This is a genomic window from Venatorbacter sp. C2-1, from assembly GCF_022832715.1.
Lineage (GTDB): Bacteria > Pseudomonadota > Gammaproteobacteria > Pseudomonadales > Oceanobacteraceae > Venatoribacter > Venatoribacter alkanivorans.
In genome coordinates this window covers 3219318-3235968 of sequence record NZ_CP094879.1, presented here as the reverse complement: position 1 = coordinate 3235968, position 16651 = coordinate 3219318, and the positions used below count along the sequence as shown (strand labels likewise).

Sequence of the window (16651 nt, the reverse complement as noted above, 5' to 3'; positions counted from 1 at the left end):
GTTAGGCGAACTTACCATTGCTGATCCAGGAGTCGTGAGAACGGCAACTTGACTGGCGACGCCAAGAAAGCAGTTCCGTTGTTCGCTTGCTTTACAAACCAGACCGCAAGTCCCCACGTGTCTTCAACTCCTGCTCCCATGAAAGGAGGAATCCACATGATTTGAATTTCTCCATCACCTTCCCAGCCAGAGGATAGAAACTTGGCTCGAACTGCTTTCAAAACTTCGCTTTGATTAGGAATACCTTGGAGAACCGCAGCAGCGGCAGGCATGAATTCCAAGCAATCAATATGTTGGTACTCGTAAACTGAATACTCATCAATGACAGATGGATCGCTTATTTCCGAACGGATGATTTCAGTTGCCCAGTCGAACGTCTCAAAGTATGGGATTACAGGTTTATCTTCTTCGTCGGGCACTAGGCTAAGCCTATCCACAGCCTCACCTACAGCTTCAGCGACCTTAACCCAAATAGCTTCTCGCTCTGCTTCGCTACAAGATATCAGCGGGCTCGACGGTGCATTTGCGGCTTGAAACTACGAAATTTCTTTCGTCGCGTTAAAGGCGCATGGTTTCAAGATAACCGGTAAAATGGTGACGCCTTCTTCTTGTGCTGCTAAGAGCAGTGGAGGAAGTTCGTTTTCCACTACAAAGTCAGACGCAAGAAAGTCCGCTGATACTAGTAGCACAGCTACCGCGGTGCGTTCTAAGGCCCCTTCAATTTCTGTGCGCCATTTTTGGCCTGTTTTGATCTTGGTGTCGACCCAAAGGTCAACCTGCCCATTTCGCTCATAGGGCCTCAGGTGAACTTTTAGCCGAAGAAGATGCTCACTATCAGCGTGGCTATAACTAACGAACACTTGGGTGCGTTTGCCCATAAATTATCCTGTTTGCCTAACGCCGCCATAAATGGCGCGAGCTTGCGAGCGTCCAGCGACCGTAGGGAGCGAATTTAATGGCCTTGTTATCTGAGTAATTCACGGTTTGCAGCCTCAATTAGGTCGTAGCCTTTATTTTTAAACCAAATTCCAAAACAAATTGCGACTGCCATTAGGATTAGCAACACTATTAGAAAATCAGAACCATCAACAACTACCGCTATATAGTTTGAAATTTTTTCATTATCTCCCTCAAAGAGCGCCTTACCAAAATAAAGAAAAGGTGTTAGGAAACAAGAGTATATGACACTCTCTTGAAGTCTTTCACCTAATTTCACCAAAGACTCCCCATGGGATTTTTTTACTTCCGGTGTTCTAGTATGTATAGCCATATTTCTCTCTATGCCTTTGAGTCAGAGGGTCCTTACGCATAACGCCCCCAATAGGGGCCAAACGTAGTGGAACTAATTTTGTGGTAGAGTGAGCGCAGCGAACCACAAATTAGTGGAGCGTAGTTTGGTCCCTTGCTTGGGCTTGTTAAATGCATTTTCGCGACTCTCCCAAAACTCCCTTTTGGTGAAATTCGATGCCGTTCTCATCAAGGGCATTGTATATCTCCAATACATTGCCGCCTTCAAAACCAATGAGAAGCCGGGTCCATATTTCAACTTCTTTTTCTTCAATACTCATCTCGCCTCTGCCAATGGAAACAAACGACAATGTTTTTCCAATTGCGCTATCAAGCGACGACACTCCTTCACATACCCAGCGAACAGTTGAGCCTTCTAGAGAAAATGGAAGACATCTATCATACGCAATCGCCAATTCATCAAAATTCTTCCAAGAGATTGAAAGTGTTGCGTCATCAAATGATAGAAAAACTGGGAGATCCATCCAGAAATCCCACCCGCATTCATCCTCGCACCACAACTGTGCTAGCTCGTACCCACGCACCTTTCTGCCAATCAACGGCGAAAACTGGTTACGAATGAACTCAATCTTTTCTTCGATATTAGCTACATAGTTCATGAGCATTTAACGTCGCCAACACGGGCCGTAGTGTAGGCGCGAAGCACCGGAACGGAGGTCCGACCCCAGCTTGCTGGGGTTATCTTGGTTGGCTTTGTTAGGCATTTTTTGGCTCCAATGGCCACGGCTCACCTGGATGCTCTTTTTCCCAATGGTATTTAAAAAAATCCGCATCTTCCCAGGGAGTATTGTCGTATGCCCAGTTTACATGGCTGACAAAATTCATTAAACGGGGCGCACCATTGACTCCACCCAGGTCATCAAAGTTCTTGTTTATTGCCATCTGTACCTCGGGATAGCGCAAATCCCTCATACAATACAAAAGAATCCATTCAGTATATCTTTCTGGATGCAAACCAAGTTCAACAAAACACTCTTTGAAGATTTCCTCACTCTCTGGGTTTGACATTACGAAATCAAGAATCTCAAATAGCAATTCACCGAACTCCGGTGTTATTCCGTAATCCTTATCATCCTCTATCTGGACTCGATCACATAGAGCCCAAAATTGTTCTTTAATTTCCATCTCGATGTCTATTGGAATGCCTAACGCCCGGCACAGCGGCGAGGTAAAAATGGCGGCTTTTGTGCGAAAAGCACAAAAGGTGACAGTTTTGCCGATTCCGTCTGCTGCCGCTTGTTATGTGTTTTCATACTAACCAAATATCTCATTCTCGATTTCTTTATATACCTGAGTATCCTCGGTAATTAGCGGCGCTACAGTGTCCCTAAGAAATGCACACTTATTATTACCGCATTGAGTTAAACCAAGAATTCTTTTGACTTCAGTGAATATCTTTCCGCTTGCTGACTTAATATCATCTCTTGGATTACCACGCTCTACACTTTCCTGAATAGCTAAAGTCTTAGCTTCTATACACTCATCTATACGATCTTCCATCCCTGAACTAATACATAGTTTGCGAATTATTTCATCATCGAGTAAGTAGCATTCAATGTGTCTTCTAATAGAGGTCTTGATTCCCTTTTCCAAAAGTTCCTTTACTTCAGCGTCGCTTTTATCATCTCTATCTACAAACTTGATAATTTCTGAAGACTTCAAAATGCTGGAAACAATCTTGACAGATGTATTTTCTAAATTTTCTATTTCTGAACACGATCCCACGGAAACAAATGATGCGCTATGATATTTCTCACCTAAGACTTTTCCATAAATAAATGCATCAAAATCCTTGTATTTCCTACCTTGGCTGGTGCCTTCACAGAAAACGATTTTTTGAGGAGAAATTAGTTTTGAGAAATCAGCAAATGCCAAATCAAAGAATCGATCCCAAATAGCTTTACTGATCTGCGTTGGTTGAATAACTTCTGTAAGATCAAAATCTCTATTATCGAAATCAAGGAAAACTACAGTACCAGGATTTTCATCTTCAATATCCTCTGCTTCTTTGAGCATTCCGATTGAGTGGGTTGAAACCCAAAGTTGAGAATTTTCTGGGGTTAAATTGTAGAGTTCTCTCAGCACCTTAGACTGAAGCCTTGTATGCATATGCGCTTCTGGCTCATCAATACAGAATATCGCATCTGAATAAAAGCTCGACTTAATTATCATATCAAGCACCAAATCGAAAACTGACTTTTCGCCGGCTGATAGGTTTTTATAATGAAAATCTTTGGCTGACCCTTTTTCGAAATAGAAGCTTCCGTTTGAAAGTGGATCACCTATAGAGCTTAAATTTAAATCATCGAAAATATTAGACAGTGAACTTTTTATCTTTCCAACAAGTTCATTTCTTAGCTGTTCAACTGTCTTCGTATTGTTTGAAGGTTGATAAACACCAGCTAAAGTTTGAGCGACTAGTCGCTGATAGTTTTCAGAAACAGTTTGGTCGTTCTGCATTAAATTTTGAAGCTTAATTGTTTCCACGGGGTTATTCTGCTTATTTAGATTGGAAACAGTAAAGTCTGCCTCATTTCTGTAGGCAGTACGAAAATAGAACTTACCTTTAATTTGTTCTTGGTTTAACTGTTGATTATTATGGAATGAAATTTCTACTTTATTTTGTGAAATATGGCGCCAGTTTTGCGGACTGGATATCTCACCGTCGTTCTTTTCCAAATAGTCCTGAGCACCTAGATTATTAAAGCCCCTGAACTTATACCAGTGGTTTAACGCCTCAAAAAGAGATGTTTTTCCACTCCCATTCGGCCCGACTAAAACTATAAGCTTCGCGGTTTCAGGCATCCCCTTTAGGGTAAGGTTTGTAAACCGTTTAAATCGATTTAATTTGACTTCTTTTATCTTCACTATAACTCCCGACTTAAGGCCAAGTCTCACTAGTGCACATAACAGTTTATTCGTAGGCATGCTCATTAACACACCTAAGCCCTTATTTAGATTTCCAGCCTAACCCATTGTCCGGGCTGGAAACGTCATCGTTATTTTCTTTTTTGTCAGAATATAAACGCGCATGCGCACGTTTACCCTGAACCGTTCTTTACATTTTGCGCGTTATCACTTTTCGCAGAATCCTAAGTGATTGATTTTCTTGCCCTCTTTCTGGATCGAAGGTGTCAATCCGCGCATGCGCGTTTTGTTGCCGGAGCGTAAACGCGCATCAGATTCCACAAACAGTAAAATATACTGGTTGTTTGTACATTGTTTTCTCTGTTCATTTTCAGTGCTTTTTCGGCGGTGAAAATCGCTCAGGTCTGCTTGTATTCCAGACACGCTACCGCCCGTCCTTATAAGCGCGGGTCAGGAATAGCGTGGTTTTCTTATTCGGGATTGTAAGCGGGGAGGGCGTGTGTCCGGACGGTGTGTTCGTACGATATGGTGGCATCCCTGCGATGGTTTGAGATTACTGAAGTTCGGAGTTGGGTTCAATCTGTTGATAAATTTGGTTACAAGTGGCAAATGGCGACAGGTATTGCTTTGGCTCTTCCTGATAATGAAAGCGGTGGTCTGTGGGCGGTGCCCAGCCTACCTATCGGCATTTCAGCCTGAATTTATGTTCATCTGATGTCGCGGATAAGATCCGCTCCTACAGTGCGGTGTTTTTATAAGTGCTGTATTGCGAGGAGTCGCAGCGACGCGGAAATCTCTTTAAATGGCTGTGGATAGCTTAGGTTGATTGCCTCGCATGATGGTGGTGGTCACGGTGTTACCGCGGCTTAAAGCCGCTCCCACAACAGATAGCTGTTCCTGCAGTCTCGCGGGCATGGCCCGCTCCTACAATTCGGCGTTTGTTTCATATTCGGCTTTGCGTCTGAGTTTCTGCGTCTGCAGTTCACGGTATCGCGGATAAAATCCGCTCCCACAGTTGGGCGTTTGCTTTTATATAAGGCCTTGCGTGATTGATGGTTTGTGCGCCTGCAGGACGCCGGTTTGAATAATGCTGCGCCGGTACGTCCCGGCATGGATGCCGGGCGAGCGAATAGGGCCATGGACGGCCCATTATTCGCGCTACCGCGACCGCAGGATTATTCAGGGCGGATGAAGTCCTGCACAGCGAGAAGCGGGGAGTTTGCCCGACCGGCGTGAGGGGTAAGACCCCTCAAAGAGGTCATAGGGCCGGGCGGCAGCCTAAAAAGCCAGCCCGCCCAGCGGCCACAAAACAAACCAGCTATCGCGGCTGAAAGCCGCTCCCACAGGTCCCAGCTTTATCGCGAACAGAAGAAATCATTGGGCCGGGTGGCAGCCCAAAAAGCCAGCCCGCCCAGCGGCTGCAACTCAGAGCGCAATTCTTTCCTGAACCAACAAAGCGGCAGGCGCTACTACGCAGAGCGTCGTAGTGAGCTGTAGTAGCGAGCTGTGCTCTGTAAGAAACCTCCCCTCCACACGACTACCGGGTTATCTCAAAAAAAGGATAACGCTATGAACCGCTTTCTCACGACTTCATTTTCTGCAGCACTTCTGGCATTGGCTCTCTCGGGCTGTGGCGGAAACGACTCTGACTCTTCAGATAATGACCCGCAGGGTCAGGGTGAGGTGCAGTACAAACTGACCTTTACCACATTGTGGAATGCAGAGGATTTTCCACAGGGCTTTCCATCCAATCCGCATTTTTCGCCTTTGGTCGGCGCCACTCATAATGAGCAAACGGTGATCTGGCGACCGCTGGATCAGCAATCAAGCGCAGGCATTGAGCAGGTTGCGGAAACCGGTGGTACTTCGCTGTTCCGGGCTGAGTTACAGGAGCGTAAAACCCAGGGCTATGTGCAGAATATTCTGCTGGCCGGTGGTGGTGTGGGCAGTCCGGGCGAAACCGTGCTGCGCTTCCGTGCCAGCGAGCAATTTCCGCTGTTGTCGATTATCAGCATGATCGCACCGAGCCCGGATTGGTTTGTTGGCCTGCGTGATGTGAATCTGCGTGAGGGTGGTGAGTGGCTTGAGTCGGCGACATTTAATCTGGCGCTGTACGATGCCGGCACCGATCTTGGTGTTGCCTTTACCAGTGCCGACAGTGACGGTGGCGATGGCATTATCCGTCTGTTAAGCAGTGATGTCAGCGATACCGATTTTAATAACGGCGTACACCGCAGCAGCGGTTTATATGTCGCGACCATGCAGTTGCAGCGAGAGTAATAACAGCGTTGTTGCCGTATTTATTTACATACGCATAAAGGGAAGCGGTTTTTCATAAGTGAAATATTTATTCTGAAAAACCGCTTTGCGTCTTAATAAAAACGTACTTGCTGATTCAGGTCGCGGATAAGATCCGCTCCTACCATTCGGAGTTTGTTTTTAAATCCGGCGTTGCGTCTGAATGAACGCGGCATTTGTGCGGTGCCAGTCAACCAGGCAGGCAATCCGGTGGAAAGCACAGTACGGCCCGGAGCTTTTTCTTCTCAATGTTTTACAGTATCAAGCTCCGGGCGAGCTAAATGGCAGGAGCCATTTCAACAGCCGCAGGCAGGCCCGTAGGGCGAAGGGCAGGACGCCCGAAGTCATTGCTGTGCGGACCGGATTGGCCACGCAGTTGGCTGAACAGCACCGGACAGCCGCAAGAGAGAATCGGAAGGAGATACTTCTCCTTGCATGGGGCGCAGGGGCTCGCCCCGCATTGGCTTTAATTCAACTACAAAAGCCAGCCCGCGTAGCGGCAATAAGCCTTTCGACACACTCTCTTGAGTTTATCGAATGGCTCGCGGCTCAGGACGAGCAATATCGCGGCTGAAAGCTGCTCCCACAACTGAAAGTCGCTGCCACGACAGAAAGCCGCTTCACAACTGAAAGCTGTTTCTGCAGCCTCTCGGGCATTGCCCGTTCCTACTCAGTCGTATCGGTAAGGCTGCCCATCACCCCGGCAAACCATCCAGTTTGGCCACATCCTCTAAATCGTGATCCCAGTCGGCCTTACTCGCCATAAATAAATGCGCATTGGGGCGCATGCTCAGGCTGTTATCCAGACTGCCGGCGGGCACCACCAGTAACTGGCCGTCCATCTGCTGGGTGGGCAGGGCAGAGCCACATTCGCGGCAAAAACTTTTGCAATGGCGGCTGTTGGGCAGGTTAAACACCTTTACCTGTTCTGCGCCGCGATCCCAGTTCAGGGTGGCACTGGTGGAGAACAGGTTGGCGGCATGGGCCGAGCCGGTGTCTTTCTGGCAGTGCTGGCAGTGGCACAGGAAAAAACTCTGGAAGTCGCCGGTTACGGTGAATTGTACGGCGCCGCACAGGCAGGAGCCTTTATACGATGTGGTCATGGTTATCCTCCTTACCAGGGCCTGTCGACACTAATTAAACAGGCCTGTTATTGGCTAAAAATTTCTCAGACAAGGCGCTGAGAGTGTGGGATGTTCAGCACATCCCTGTGCCTCACCCCTTCGGGTTGGCACGCCAATCTGTTCCAGACAGATTGGTAACGGGTTAAGCGAACGAACAGCAACGCAGGATGAGGGATTTTTAGCCATAACTCTTCGGGCTGAGGCCAGTTTTCCTCATTAACTTCGTCGTTCGTCATTCATTTAGCCCGCTAATATCACTCCTCTCTCCTTGTTCTGAGAAAAACTAGCTCTCAGCAGGACCTATTTAATTAGTGTGACAGGCCCTAACTGCTGACCAGACTATCAGAATCCCTGATGCTGGTAAGCCTTGTAGTCGGAGGCATTTGGTGGATTAGCGGCAACGTCGGCGCTGGTTTCGGCCAGGCTGTTGAAAAAGTCCTGCAGGCTGCGCTGGCGTTTTACCTGTTCAAACACGGCGCGGATTTCGAGCGATTGCAGTGAGAAATAATGCAGCCACTGTTTTAAGCGGTCGGTCTGGGCTTTTTCCGGCAGGTGTGCGAGGCAGGGTATTAATGCCTGCATCATCTCCAGATGCTGCTGCCAGTGGTGGGCGTTGTGACTAAGTAAGCCATGGTCAGCTTTAATCTGCAGCGCTAAATCGGGCACGGCGACTAAACCACGGCCAATCATAATAAGGTCGGAGTGGCTTTCGGCCATGCACTGACGCGCCTGCTGTGGCGTCCAGATTTCACCGTTGGCAATCACTGGGATGTCGGTTGTTTCTTTTATTCGTGCAATCCAGTCCCAGTAGGCCGGTGGTTTATAGCCTTCGGTTTTGGTGCGGGCATGAACGGTCAGCCACTGTATGCCGCCGGAGGCCAGCGCACGGGCGTTGTCCAGCGCCAGTTCTTTATCGGCAAAACCGAGGCGCATTTTCGCGCTGACCGGAATATGCGCGGGCACGGCCGCGCGTACGGCGCTGGTAATGCGCGCGAGTAAATCCGGGTATTGCAGCAGTACGGCGCCGCCCTGGCTTTTATTAACGGTTTTTGCCGGGCAGCCAAAATTCAGGTCGATGGCGGGGGCGCCCAGCATGGCGGCTTTGCGTGCGTTGGCGGCCATTAATTCCGGATCGGAGCCTAATAACTGCACATGCACCGGTGTGCCGGCGGGAGTTTTGCCGCCATTAAGCAGTTCCGGGCAATAACGGCGGAATACTTTGGCCGGGTACACCTGTTGGGTTACGCGGATAAATTCGGTCACGCAGTGGTCGATGCCGCCGACGCGGGTTAACAGGTCGCGCAGGTGGTGATCCATCAGCCCTTCCATCGGTGCGAGGGCAATATATGGACGGTCTGCGTGGGTGCTGAAAGGCAGTTGGCCTGTAAACATGGCGGCGGGTCTTGGTGATCGGGCCGGCATTATAGCGGTGGCGCTGTGGCAGCTCCAGCGCGGGGCCCTGCGGCAGATCATTTTCTGACCGGATGGTCAGCTCAGGCTGCACCAGATCTGGGCTTAAGTCTGGAGGGCTGCAATACCTGACGCGGGTCAGGATTGGGGGGGATCTGGTTGCGCTGGTATAGCCTTTTCAGTAATCTACGTCGGTTTTGCCGCCCAGCCCGGAAGGTGATTTTGTAGCCGTGTGGCGGGTGGGGAGCACAGAACCAATCATTCAAAGGAGCCCCTGATGTCAGAGCCTAGTCTCGTATCACAGGGTTTGGAGCTGATGATTTTCGGTATGGGCGTGGTATTCGTCTTCCTGACGATGCTGGTGTTCGTAACCGGATTCATGTCCAAGCTGGTAAATAAACTCGCGCCTGAGCAGGAAGTTGTCGCCGCCCCCGTGCGTGCCGCCAAGCCTCAGGGTGTGGACCCGCAATTGCTGAAAGTACTGTCAGCAGCGGTAAAAGAGCATCGCGCGCGCCAAAAGTAGCGAGCGATATAATAACAACCCAAACGTTTACAACGTTAACGGAAGAAAAGGCCATCACCCATGTCCGATTCTAAGAAAGCTTTAGGAATTACCGACGTCGTTCTGCGCGACGCCCATCAGTCCATTCTGGCTACCCGCATGCGCATTGATGACATGCTGCCAATCGCTGCAAAACTTGATCAGGTTGGTTACTGGTCTCTCGAATCCTGGGGCGGCGCTACGTTCGACTCCTGCATTCGTTTCCTCGGTGAAGATCCGTGGGACCGTATCCGCGAATTCAAAAAAGCCATGCCGAACACCAAGCACCAGATGCTGCTGCGTGGTCAGAATCTGCTGGGCTACCGCCACTACGCCGATGACGTGGTTGAAAAATTTGTTGAACGCGCTGCCACCAACGGTGTTGATGTATTCCGCGTATTCGACGCGATGAACGATCCGCGCAACCTGGAAACCGCGTTAAAAGCGGTTAAAAAACAGGGTAAACACGCGCAGGCCACTCTGTCTTACACCACCAGTCCGGTACATACACTGGAAGCCTGGGTAAGCCTGGCCAAGCAGATCGAAGATATGGGCGCAGACTCTATCGCCATTAAAGATATGGCCGGTGTGCTGACCCCTTATGCTGCTTTTGAACTGGTTTCCCGCTTAAAAGCACAAACCGACCTTGAAGTTCAGCTGCACGCTCACGCGACCGCTGGTCTGTCGGATATGACCATTCTGAAAGCTGTAGAAGCCGGTATTGACCGTGTGGATACCGCTATTTCTTCTATGTCCATGACTTACGGCCACACCGCCACTGAGTCTGTGGTTGCTGCACTGGCAGGTACTGAGCGCGATACCGGTCTGGATCTGCTGCTGCTGGAGGAGATTGCTGCTTACTTCCGTAACGTACGTAAGAAGTACGCCAAGTTTGAAGGCGCCCTGAAAGGCACCGACAGCCGCATTCTGGTGGCTCAGGTTCCTGGCGGTATGCTGACCAACATGGAAAACCAGCTGCGCGAGCAGGGTGCTTCTGACAAGTTTGATGAAGTACTGAAAGAGATCCCGCGTGTGCGTGAAGATCTGGGCTTTATCCCACTGGTTACTCCTACCTCTCAGATCGTGGGTACCCAGGCGGTGCTGAACGTACTGAGCGGCGAGCGTTATAAGTCTATCTCGAAAGAAACCCAGGGCATCCTGAAAGGCGAATACGGTGCAGCCCCTGCGCCAATGAACGCCGAACTGCAGGCCCGTGTTCTGGATGGCGCTGAAGTAATTACCTGCCGTCCGGCAGACCTGCTCGAAAACGAGCTGGACAAAGTGATTGCTGATGTTGAAAAACTGGCGGCCGAAAAAGGCTTCAAGCTGGCTACTGACAAGATCGACGACGCCCTGACCTTCGCCATGTTCCCGCAGGTTGCGCCTAAGTTCCTGGCCAACCGTGGCAACCCGGATGCCTTTGAACCGGCTCCGAAAGGCGACGCTGAAGATACCTTCACCATCACCGTCGATGGCAACGAATACGTTGTTAAAGTCGATGAGGGCGGCGATGTCACTCAGCTGGCGGCTGTTAACGGCGCACCAACTTCACTGGGTGGTGCTGCGCCAGCCGCTGGTGCTGCTCCGGTTGCAGCCGGTGGCGGTGATCCGGTGGGTTCTCCACTGGCGGGTAACATTTTCAAAGTGATGGTTCAGCCTGGTGATCAGGTTGCTGAAGGTGATCTGGTGATCATCCTTGAAGCCATGAAAATGGAAACCGAAATCCGTGCACCGAAGGCAGGCACCATTGGCAGCGTAAGCGCTAAAGAAGGCAGCGCTGTCAAAGTGGGCGACACTCTGTACACAATCGGGTAAGGAGCTGTCATGCATAGTCTGATTAACCTGTGGCACGATACAGGGCTTTATCATATCGAGCTGGGCCAGATCATTATGATGCTGGTTGGCTTCGTTATGTTATTCCTGGCCATTAAGAAAGGCTTTGAGCCTTTGCTGCTGCTGCCGATTGCCGTTGGTACGCTGATGGTAAACATTCCGGGTGCGGGTATGGGCTGGTCTGCAGCCGAAGCCGCTATCCGTGGTGGTGATGCGGCGCTGCTGGCGCAATTCCGCGAGCTGTTTGGCCTGGCGGCAAATGCCGACATCGGCGCGATGCTGGAGGCTTATCACCACGCTGGTGTGGCCGAATACAACAAAGCGCTGAGCATGGGCGCGGCGGCCGGTTTTGAACACGGCATGCTGTACACCTTCTATAAGGTCACTATTGCCAGTGGTGTTGCACCGCTGCTGATCTTTATGGGTGTGGGCGCTATGACCGACTTTGGTCCGTTACTGGCAAACCCTAAAACCCTGCTGCTCGGCGCTGCCGCACAGTTTGGTATTTTCGGTACGCTGTTCGGTGCCGTGTGGATGACCGATATCGGCCTGATGGACTTCACCATGCAGCAGGCGGCGGCGATTGGCATCATCGGTGGTGCTGACGGCCCGACCTCGATCTTTATTGCTTCCAAGCTGGCGCCTGAACTGCTGGGTGCAATTGCGGTTGCGGCGTACTCTTACATGGCACTGGTGCCGCTGATTCAGCCACCAATCATGCGGGCGCTGACCTCAGAGAGCGAGCGTAAGATTGCCATGAGCCAGCTGCGTACTGTGAGCAAAGCCGAGAAGATTATCTTCCCGATTGCGGTACTGGTTCTGGTGGCACTGTTGCTGCCTTCTGCAGCACCGCTGCTGGGTATGTTCTGCTTCGGTAACCTGATGAAAGAATCCGGTGTGGTTGAGCGTCTGAGCGATACTTCGCAAAACGCGCTGATCAACATTGTGACCATCTTCCTCGGTCTGTCTGTTGGTTACAAAATGAGTGCCGATGCCTTCCTGAATGGCAGCACGCTGGCCATTATTGCGCTGGGTCTGGTGGCTTTCTGTGTGGGTACTGCAGCCGGTGTTCTGATGGCCAAACTGATGAACAAGCTGAGCAAAGAACCTATCAACCCGCTGATTGGTTCTGCTGGTGTATCGGCTGTACCAATGGCCGCCCGCGTATCCAATAAAGTGGGTCTGGAATCCAACCCGCAGAACTTCCTGCTGATGCACGCAATGGGCCCGAACGTGGCTGGTGTTATCGGTTCGGCGGTGGCTGCCGGGGTGATGATTTCCTACTTCGGCTAAGCATTATTGCGGGCTTTGCCCGCCATATGCAGCCAATAAAAAACGGCGTCTGTGCTACACAGATGCCGTTTTTTTTATGCCTGTTTTTTATGCCTGTTTTTTTATGAACGGGTTTAACGGGTATTTATACCGTTGCCGTGCGGGTGCCAATGCTCAGATAAAACGCCTGCAGTGCACTGTGCAGACGTTCGGCCAGATCCGGCCGGGCAACAATGCCGCTGCTGTCTAGGTCGCTGCCCAGTAATGGCACGGCCAAACAGGCCTCCTCAGCCAGATGACCTGACATCGTGGTAATGACTTCACGCAGGGCTGCCTGTGCGTGGGAAGCGCGTGGCGAGGTATTCACCAGCATCACCGGCATATCGACAAATTCAGGGCCACTGACCAGCCAGTCGAGTGCGTTTTTTAATACGCCGCTGATGCCGTGGGCGTACTCGGGGCTGGCAATAATAAAACCATCGGCTTGTGCCGTTGCCTGTTTAAAAGCATCCACAGCTGCAATGCCGCTGTCTTCAAGGTCGGGATTAAACAGCGGTAAATCAGCCATCATGTCGGCGCTAACAATCTGAATATGCGCCGGTGCCAGTTGTTGTAAGGCTTCAATCACCGCGCGGTTATAGGATTGCCGGCGCAGGCTGCCACACAGCGCCAGCAGCTGAATAGTATGCATCAGATAACTCCTTGTTCTGGTGACGACAGTATATCGGAGCTTATGCCTGAGTCAGGTCTTTAAATTCTGATGATTTAACATTATTCAGCCATAAAAAAACGGCGTCTGTGTTTGCACAGACGCCGTTTTTTTATTCCTGCTGACTGAAGCTGAAATTACTTCAGCTTCAGCGTGCTTAGCGTATGTTCGCGGATGCTGTTAAGCAGGCCTTCGTTGGTTTTCAGATCTTCGCCATAGGACGGAATAATCTCTTTTAACCGGGCTTTCCACTCACTCTGCATTTTGTCTTTAAAGCAGCGTTCCAGTACTTCGATCATCGCCTGTACCGATACCGATGCCCCCGGAGAAGCCCCCAGCAGAGCGGCTAAGCTGCCGTCTTTGGCGGCGACCAGTTCGGTGCCGAATTCCAGCTTACCGCGGCCTTCTGCATCTTTCTTGATGACCTGTACACGCTGACCGGCTTCGGCCAGGGTCCAGTCTTCATCTTTGCAGCTCGGGAAGTAACCACGCAGGGTTGCTACGCGGTCTTCGTGTGACTGCATCACTTCGCTGATCAGGTATTTGGTCAGATCCATGTTGTTAATGCCAACCGACATCATCGGCAACAGGTTGCTGATGCTGACCGATTTCAGCAGGTCGAGCTTGGAGCCTGCTTTCAGGAACTTGGTGGTAAAACCGGCATAAGGTCCGAACAGCAGGGCAGGCTCGCCATTGATGATGCGGGTATCCAGATGCGGAACCGACATCGGGGGCGCACCGATAGCGGCTTTACCATACACTTTGGCGTGGTGTTGGCTGACGATGGCCGGGTCTTTACACACCAGCCACTGGCCGGAAACCGGGAAGCCGCCATAGCCGTTGGCTTCGTCAATACCGGAAGCCTGCAGCAGTGGCAGAGCGCCACCGCCGGCACCGAGGAAGACGAATTTGGCATTAATTGTTGAAGCTTTGCCGCTCTTGCGGTCATTAATGCGGACAAACCAGCTGCCGTCGTGGGAATGGTCAAAATCATCCACTTCATGGTTCAGCAGCAGGGTGAAGCTTTCTTTTTCCTGCAGGCGTTTTACCAGATTGCGGGTCAGTGAGCCGAAGTCGACATCGGCACCGTGCAGCACACGGGTAGCCGCCACTTTTTCGGACGGATCGCGTCCGTCCATCACCAGTGGCATCCACTCACGCAGCACCGCCGGGTCTTCGCTGTATTCCATCTCTTTAAACAGATGGTGAGCGCTCATTTTGGCATGACGCTGACGCAGGAAAGCAACGTTGTCTTCGCCCCAGACAAAGCTCATATGCGGTGTCGGGTTGATGAACTGGGTAGGTTCCGGCAATACGCCGTTTTCCACCATGTGCGCCCACAGCTGCAGCGACACTTCGAAGTTGGCGTTGATCACCAGCGCGCGGTCAATGGCAACGTTGCCCTGAGCATCTTCGGCGGTGTAGTTGAGTTCGCAGTAACCTGCGTGACCGGTACCGGCGTTGTTCCAGCCGTCGGTACTTTCGTGAGCCACATGGTCCAGACGTTCGACCATGGTGATTTTGAGTGATGGGTCCAGCTTGGTAAGCAGGGTTCCCAGAGTAGCACTCATGACCCCGCCTCCGACGAGGAGCACATCGACCTTTTGTATAGTCATGGATTTCGCCTTTAAATCAGAAAATCAAAATCTGCGTGCATGCCAGACAACTGGCGTCCCCATGGGCATCGGCTTATAGCCTTATGGCCTGAACTCTGCCGGGACTTGTGGCCGGGGCAGCGGGGAAGGATAAATCGACGCTTTATACACAGCGCCCTAACGGCTTACAACCGCTAATGAGACAGCTACTACTAATGTATATTCCAGTCGCCGGGGCGCTAACTTTCAAGCGCTGCGCGGGTTTATCCCGTGACTTTCCGTACTGGCTGAGCACTGGTAGCAGGCATCGTCATGCACAAAATCAGTTACCAATCCGGCCATAGCTGGGTATGACGGTCACCGCCGGAGAAGCGGGCGGCAGAACAACGGATGGCGGGGTAAGGAGTGGCTGTGCCGGGGCCGGCTTCCGCTGACTGGCTGAAACAGATTGGTTGCCGCATAGGGCAAGGTGTTTCAGCAGGAATGTCAGTTTCCGGAAGACCTCGGTCTTACCACAAACACAGCGACGTTTAAGGCCGCGAAAAATACCGGAAACGGCCTGCATGGTCAAACCATTGATCCTGCAACAGGTTGTTCTTTTGTGCCAGATCAAGCGGGCATTTACGCCGCAGCAACTACACTGACAGAACATACATCAGTGCGGAGTCACTATGCTGCGGATAGCAATTAACGGGTTTGGCCGTATTGGCCGCAATGTTTTACGGGCGCTGTATCAGTCGGGTTTCCGCGAGCAGATACAGGTGGTGGCGATCAACGATCTGGGCGATGCCGAAACCTGTGCGCACCTGCTGGAGTTCGACTCAGTGCATGGTCATTTTAATGCCGGTATCCGTCTCGAAGACGGCCTGCTGGCGCTGGGGGACGACGCCATTATTCTGCTGCGCGAAGCCGAACCGCTGAAGCTGCCCTGGGGCGAGCTGGATATCGACATCGTGCTGGAATGCTCAGGGCGTATGACCAGTGCGGTGAAATCCATGGCGCATCTGGATGCCGGTGCCGGCAAAGTGCTGATTTCAGCGCCGGCGGAAGATGTCGATGCCACGGTGGTGTTCGGCGTTAACGATAACGTGCTGCAGGCCAGCGACCGCATTGTCTCCAACGCTTCCTGCACCACCAACTGCCTGGCGCCGGTGGCGCGGGTACTGCACGAGCAGTTCGGCATTGAAGAAGGCAGCATGACCACCATCCATGCCTACACCAACGATCAGCACCTGCTCGATCTGGGGCATGATGATCTGTATCGTGCGCGTGCGGCTGCATTGTCGATGATCCCGACCCGTACCGGTGCGGCCAAAGCCATTGGTCTGGTACTGCCGGGGCTGGATGGCAAAATTGCCGGTATGGCGGTGCGCGTGCCGACCGCTAATGTGTCGCTGGTGGATCTGGTGCTGCGCGTACACGACACGCCGTCGCGCGATGAAGTGAACGCGGTGATGCGCGCTGCCGCAGCGGCCAGCAGCGTACTGGACTATAACGACCGTGCGCTGGTATCGGTCGACTTTAACGGCAATCCGGCGTCTTCCATCTTTGATGCTAACCATACCCATGCACAGGGCCATCTGCTGCATGTGATGGCCTGGTACGACAATGAATGGGGCTTTGCCCACCGTATGCTGGATACCGCACTGGCGATGAGCCGCGCCTGAGTTATCCGCTGCCGCGGCGGTTTCTG

General features: G+C 51.5%; 17 protein-coding genes. 6 read left to right on the top strand and 11 right to left on the bottom strand.

The window, feature by feature from the left end:
* Window positions 1-11 precede the first annotated feature (11 nt).
* The 7 genes from MT343_RS14505 to MT343_RS14475 form a co-directional block, all read right to left on the bottom strand.
* The gene (locus tag MT343_RS14505; RefSeq protein WP_145466048.1) at window positions 12-419 is read right to left on the bottom strand and encodes a hypothetical protein; all 408 of its coding nucleotides are present in this window, start codon (window positions 417-419) and stop codon (window positions 12-14) included.
* A gap of 117 nt (window positions 420-536) precedes the next feature.
* A complete protein-coding gene (locus tag MT343_RS14500; protein WP_145466047.1) occupies window positions 537-878 on the bottom strand; it encodes a toll/interleukin-1 receptor domain-containing protein in 342 nt (113 codons plus the stop codon).
* Window positions 879-964: 86 nt separating this feature from the next.
* The gene (locus MT343_RS14495) at window positions 965-1270 is read right to left on the bottom strand and encodes a hypothetical protein (RefSeq protein ID WP_145466045.1); all 306 of its coding nucleotides are present in this window, start codon (window positions 1268-1270) and stop codon (window positions 965-967) included.
* Between the two features lie 145 nt (window positions 1271-1415).
* Complete coding sequence (locus tag MT343_RS14490) at window positions 1416-1907, bottom strand: hypothetical protein (protein ID WP_145466043.1); 492 nt, start codon at window positions 1905-1907, stop codon at window positions 1416-1418.
* A 97-nt stretch (window positions 1908-2004) separates the two neighbouring features.
* Window positions 2005-2433 (bottom strand): hypothetical protein, encoded by a 429-nt coding sequence (locus MT343_RS14485; protein ID WP_145466041.1) that lies wholly within the window; start codon window positions 2431-2433, stop codon window positions 2005-2007.
* A 129-nt stretch (window positions 2434-2562) separates the two neighbouring features.
* The gene (locus tag MT343_RS14480; protein ID WP_145466040.1) at window positions 2563-4176 is read right to left on the bottom strand and encodes an ATP-dependent nuclease; all 1614 of its coding nucleotides are present in this window, start codon (window positions 4174-4176) and stop codon (window positions 2563-2565) included.
* Window positions 4177-4383: 207 nt separating this feature from the next.
* Complete coding sequence (locus tag MT343_RS14475; protein ID WP_145466038.1) at window positions 4384-4599, bottom strand: hypothetical protein; 216 nt, start codon at window positions 4597-4599, stop codon at window positions 4384-4386.
* Between the two features lie 102 nt (window positions 4600-4701).
* On the opposite strand from MT343_RS14475, the gene MT343_RS14470 reads away from it, so the two are divergent.
* Complete coding sequence (locus MT343_RS14470; protein WP_186435739.1) at window positions 4702-4875, top strand: hypothetical protein; 174 nt, start codon at window positions 4702-4704, stop codon at window positions 4873-4875.
* A gap of 870 nt (window positions 4876-5745) precedes the next feature.
* Window positions 5746-6456, top strand: coding sequence for a spondin domain-containing protein (locus tag MT343_RS14465; protein ID WP_145466036.1), 711 nt, complete (start codon window positions 5746-5748; stop codon window positions 6454-6456).
* 713 nt (window positions 6457-7169) lie between these two features.
* Here MT343_RS14465 and MT343_RS14460 read toward each other — a convergent pair.
* Window positions 7170-7577 (bottom strand): GFA family protein, encoded by a 408-nt coding sequence (locus MT343_RS14460; RefSeq protein WP_145466035.1) that lies wholly within the window; start codon window positions 7575-7577, stop codon window positions 7170-7172.
* A gap of 363 nt (window positions 7578-7940) precedes the next feature.
* The gene (locus MT343_RS14455) at window positions 7941-8990 is read right to left on the bottom strand and encodes a tRNA dihydrouridine synthase (RefSeq protein WP_145466033.1); all 1050 of its coding nucleotides are present in this window, start codon (window positions 8988-8990) and stop codon (window positions 7941-7943) included.
* Window positions 8991-9285: 295 nt separating this feature from the next.
* Here MT343_RS14455 and MT343_RS14450 point away from each other — a divergent pair, with 295 nt between their 5' ends.
* The 3 genes from MT343_RS14450 to MT343_RS14440 are packed head-to-tail and all read left to right on the top strand — an operon-like array spanning window position 9286 to window position 12675.
* Complete coding sequence (locus MT343_RS14450) at window positions 9286-9531, top strand: OadG family protein (RefSeq protein WP_145466031.1); 246 nt, start codon at window positions 9286-9288, stop codon at window positions 9529-9531.
* A gap of 60 nt (window positions 9532-9591) precedes the next feature.
* Entirely contained in the window at window positions 9592-11364 is a 1773-nt protein-coding gene (gene oadA / locus MT343_RS14445) for a sodium-extruding oxaloacetate decarboxylase subunit alpha (RefSeq protein WP_145466029.1), read from the top strand.
* Between the two features lie 9 nt (window positions 11365-11373).
* On the top strand, window positions 11374-12675 hold the full coding sequence (locus MT343_RS14440; protein ID WP_145466027.1) for a sodium ion-translocating decarboxylase subunit beta: 1302 nt from the start codon (window positions 11374-11376) through the stop codon (window positions 12673-12675).
* A 124-nt stretch (window positions 12676-12799) separates the two neighbouring features.
* Here MT343_RS14440 and MT343_RS14435 read toward each other — a convergent pair whose 3' ends face one another.
* The gene (locus MT343_RS14435) at window positions 12800-13345 is read right to left on the bottom strand and encodes an NADPH-dependent FMN reductase (RefSeq protein ID WP_145466025.1); all 546 of its coding nucleotides are present in this window, start codon (window positions 13343-13345) and stop codon (window positions 12800-12802) included.
* Between the two features lie 155 nt (window positions 13346-13500).
* Complete coding sequence (mqo, locus tag MT343_RS14430; protein ID WP_145466023.1) at window positions 13501-14979, bottom strand: malate dehydrogenase (quinone); 1479 nt, start codon at window positions 14977-14979, stop codon at window positions 13501-13503.
* Window positions 14980-15629: 650 nt separating this feature from the next.
* Between mqo and gap the strand changes: the two genes are divergently transcribed.
* The gene (gene gap / locus MT343_RS14425; RefSeq protein ID WP_145466021.1) at window positions 15630-16625 is read left to right on the top strand and encodes a type I glyceraldehyde-3-phosphate dehydrogenase; all 996 of its coding nucleotides are present in this window, start codon (window positions 15630-15632) and stop codon (window positions 16623-16625) included.
* Window positions 16626-16651 lie beyond the last annotated feature (26 nt).

Coding starts and splice junctions, on each gene's coding strand:
- MT343_RS14500 (WP_145466047.1), bottom strand. CDS start 878: ATGGGCAAACGCACCCAAGTGTTCGTTAGTTATAGCCACGCTGATAGT.
- MT343_RS14460 (WP_145466035.1), bottom strand. CDS start 7,577: ATGACCACATCGTATAAAGGCTCCTGCCTGTGCGGCGCCGTACAATTC.
- MT343_RS14485 (WP_145466041.1), bottom strand. CDS start 2,433: ATGGAAATTAAAGAACAATTTTGGGCTCTATGTGATCGAGTCCAGATA.
- MT343_RS14440 (WP_145466027.1), top strand. CDS start 11,374: ATGCATAGTCTGATTAACCTGTGGCACGATACAGGGCTTTATCATATC.
- mqo (WP_145466023.1), bottom strand. CDS start 14,979: ATGACTATACAAAAGGTCGATGTGCTCCTCGTCGGAGGCGGGGTCATG.
- oadA (WP_145466029.1), top strand. CDS start 9,592: ATGTCCGATTCTAAGAAAGCTTTAGGAATTACCGACGTCGTTCTGCGC.
- MT343_RS14435 (WP_145466025.1), bottom strand. CDS start 13,345: ATGCATACTATTCAGCTGCTGGCGCTGTGTGGCAGCCTGCGCCGGCAA.
- MT343_RS14495 (WP_145466045.1), bottom strand. CDS start 1,270: ATGGCTATACATACTAGAACACCGGAAGTAAAAAAATCCCATGGGGAG.
- gap (WP_145466021.1), top strand. CDS start 15,630: ATGCTGCGGATAGCAATTAACGGGTTTGGCCGTATTGGCCGCAATGTT.
- MT343_RS14455 (WP_145466033.1), bottom strand. CDS start 8,990: ATGTTTACAGGCCAACTGCCTTTCAGCACCCACGCAGACCGTCCATAT.
- MT343_RS14465 (WP_145466036.1), top strand. CDS start 5,746: ATGAACCGCTTTCTCACGACTTCATTTTCTGCAGCACTTCTGGCATTG.
- MT343_RS14490 (WP_145466043.1), bottom strand. CDS start 1,907: ATGAACTATGTAGCTAATATCGAAGAAAAGATTGAGTTCATTCGTAAC.
- MT343_RS14470 (WP_186435739.1), top strand. CDS start 4,702: ATGGTGGCATCCCTGCGATGGTTTGAGATTACTGAAGTTCGGAGTTGG.
- MT343_RS14450 (WP_145466031.1), top strand. CDS start 9,286: ATGTCAGAGCCTAGTCTCGTATCACAGGGTTTGGAGCTGATGATTTTC.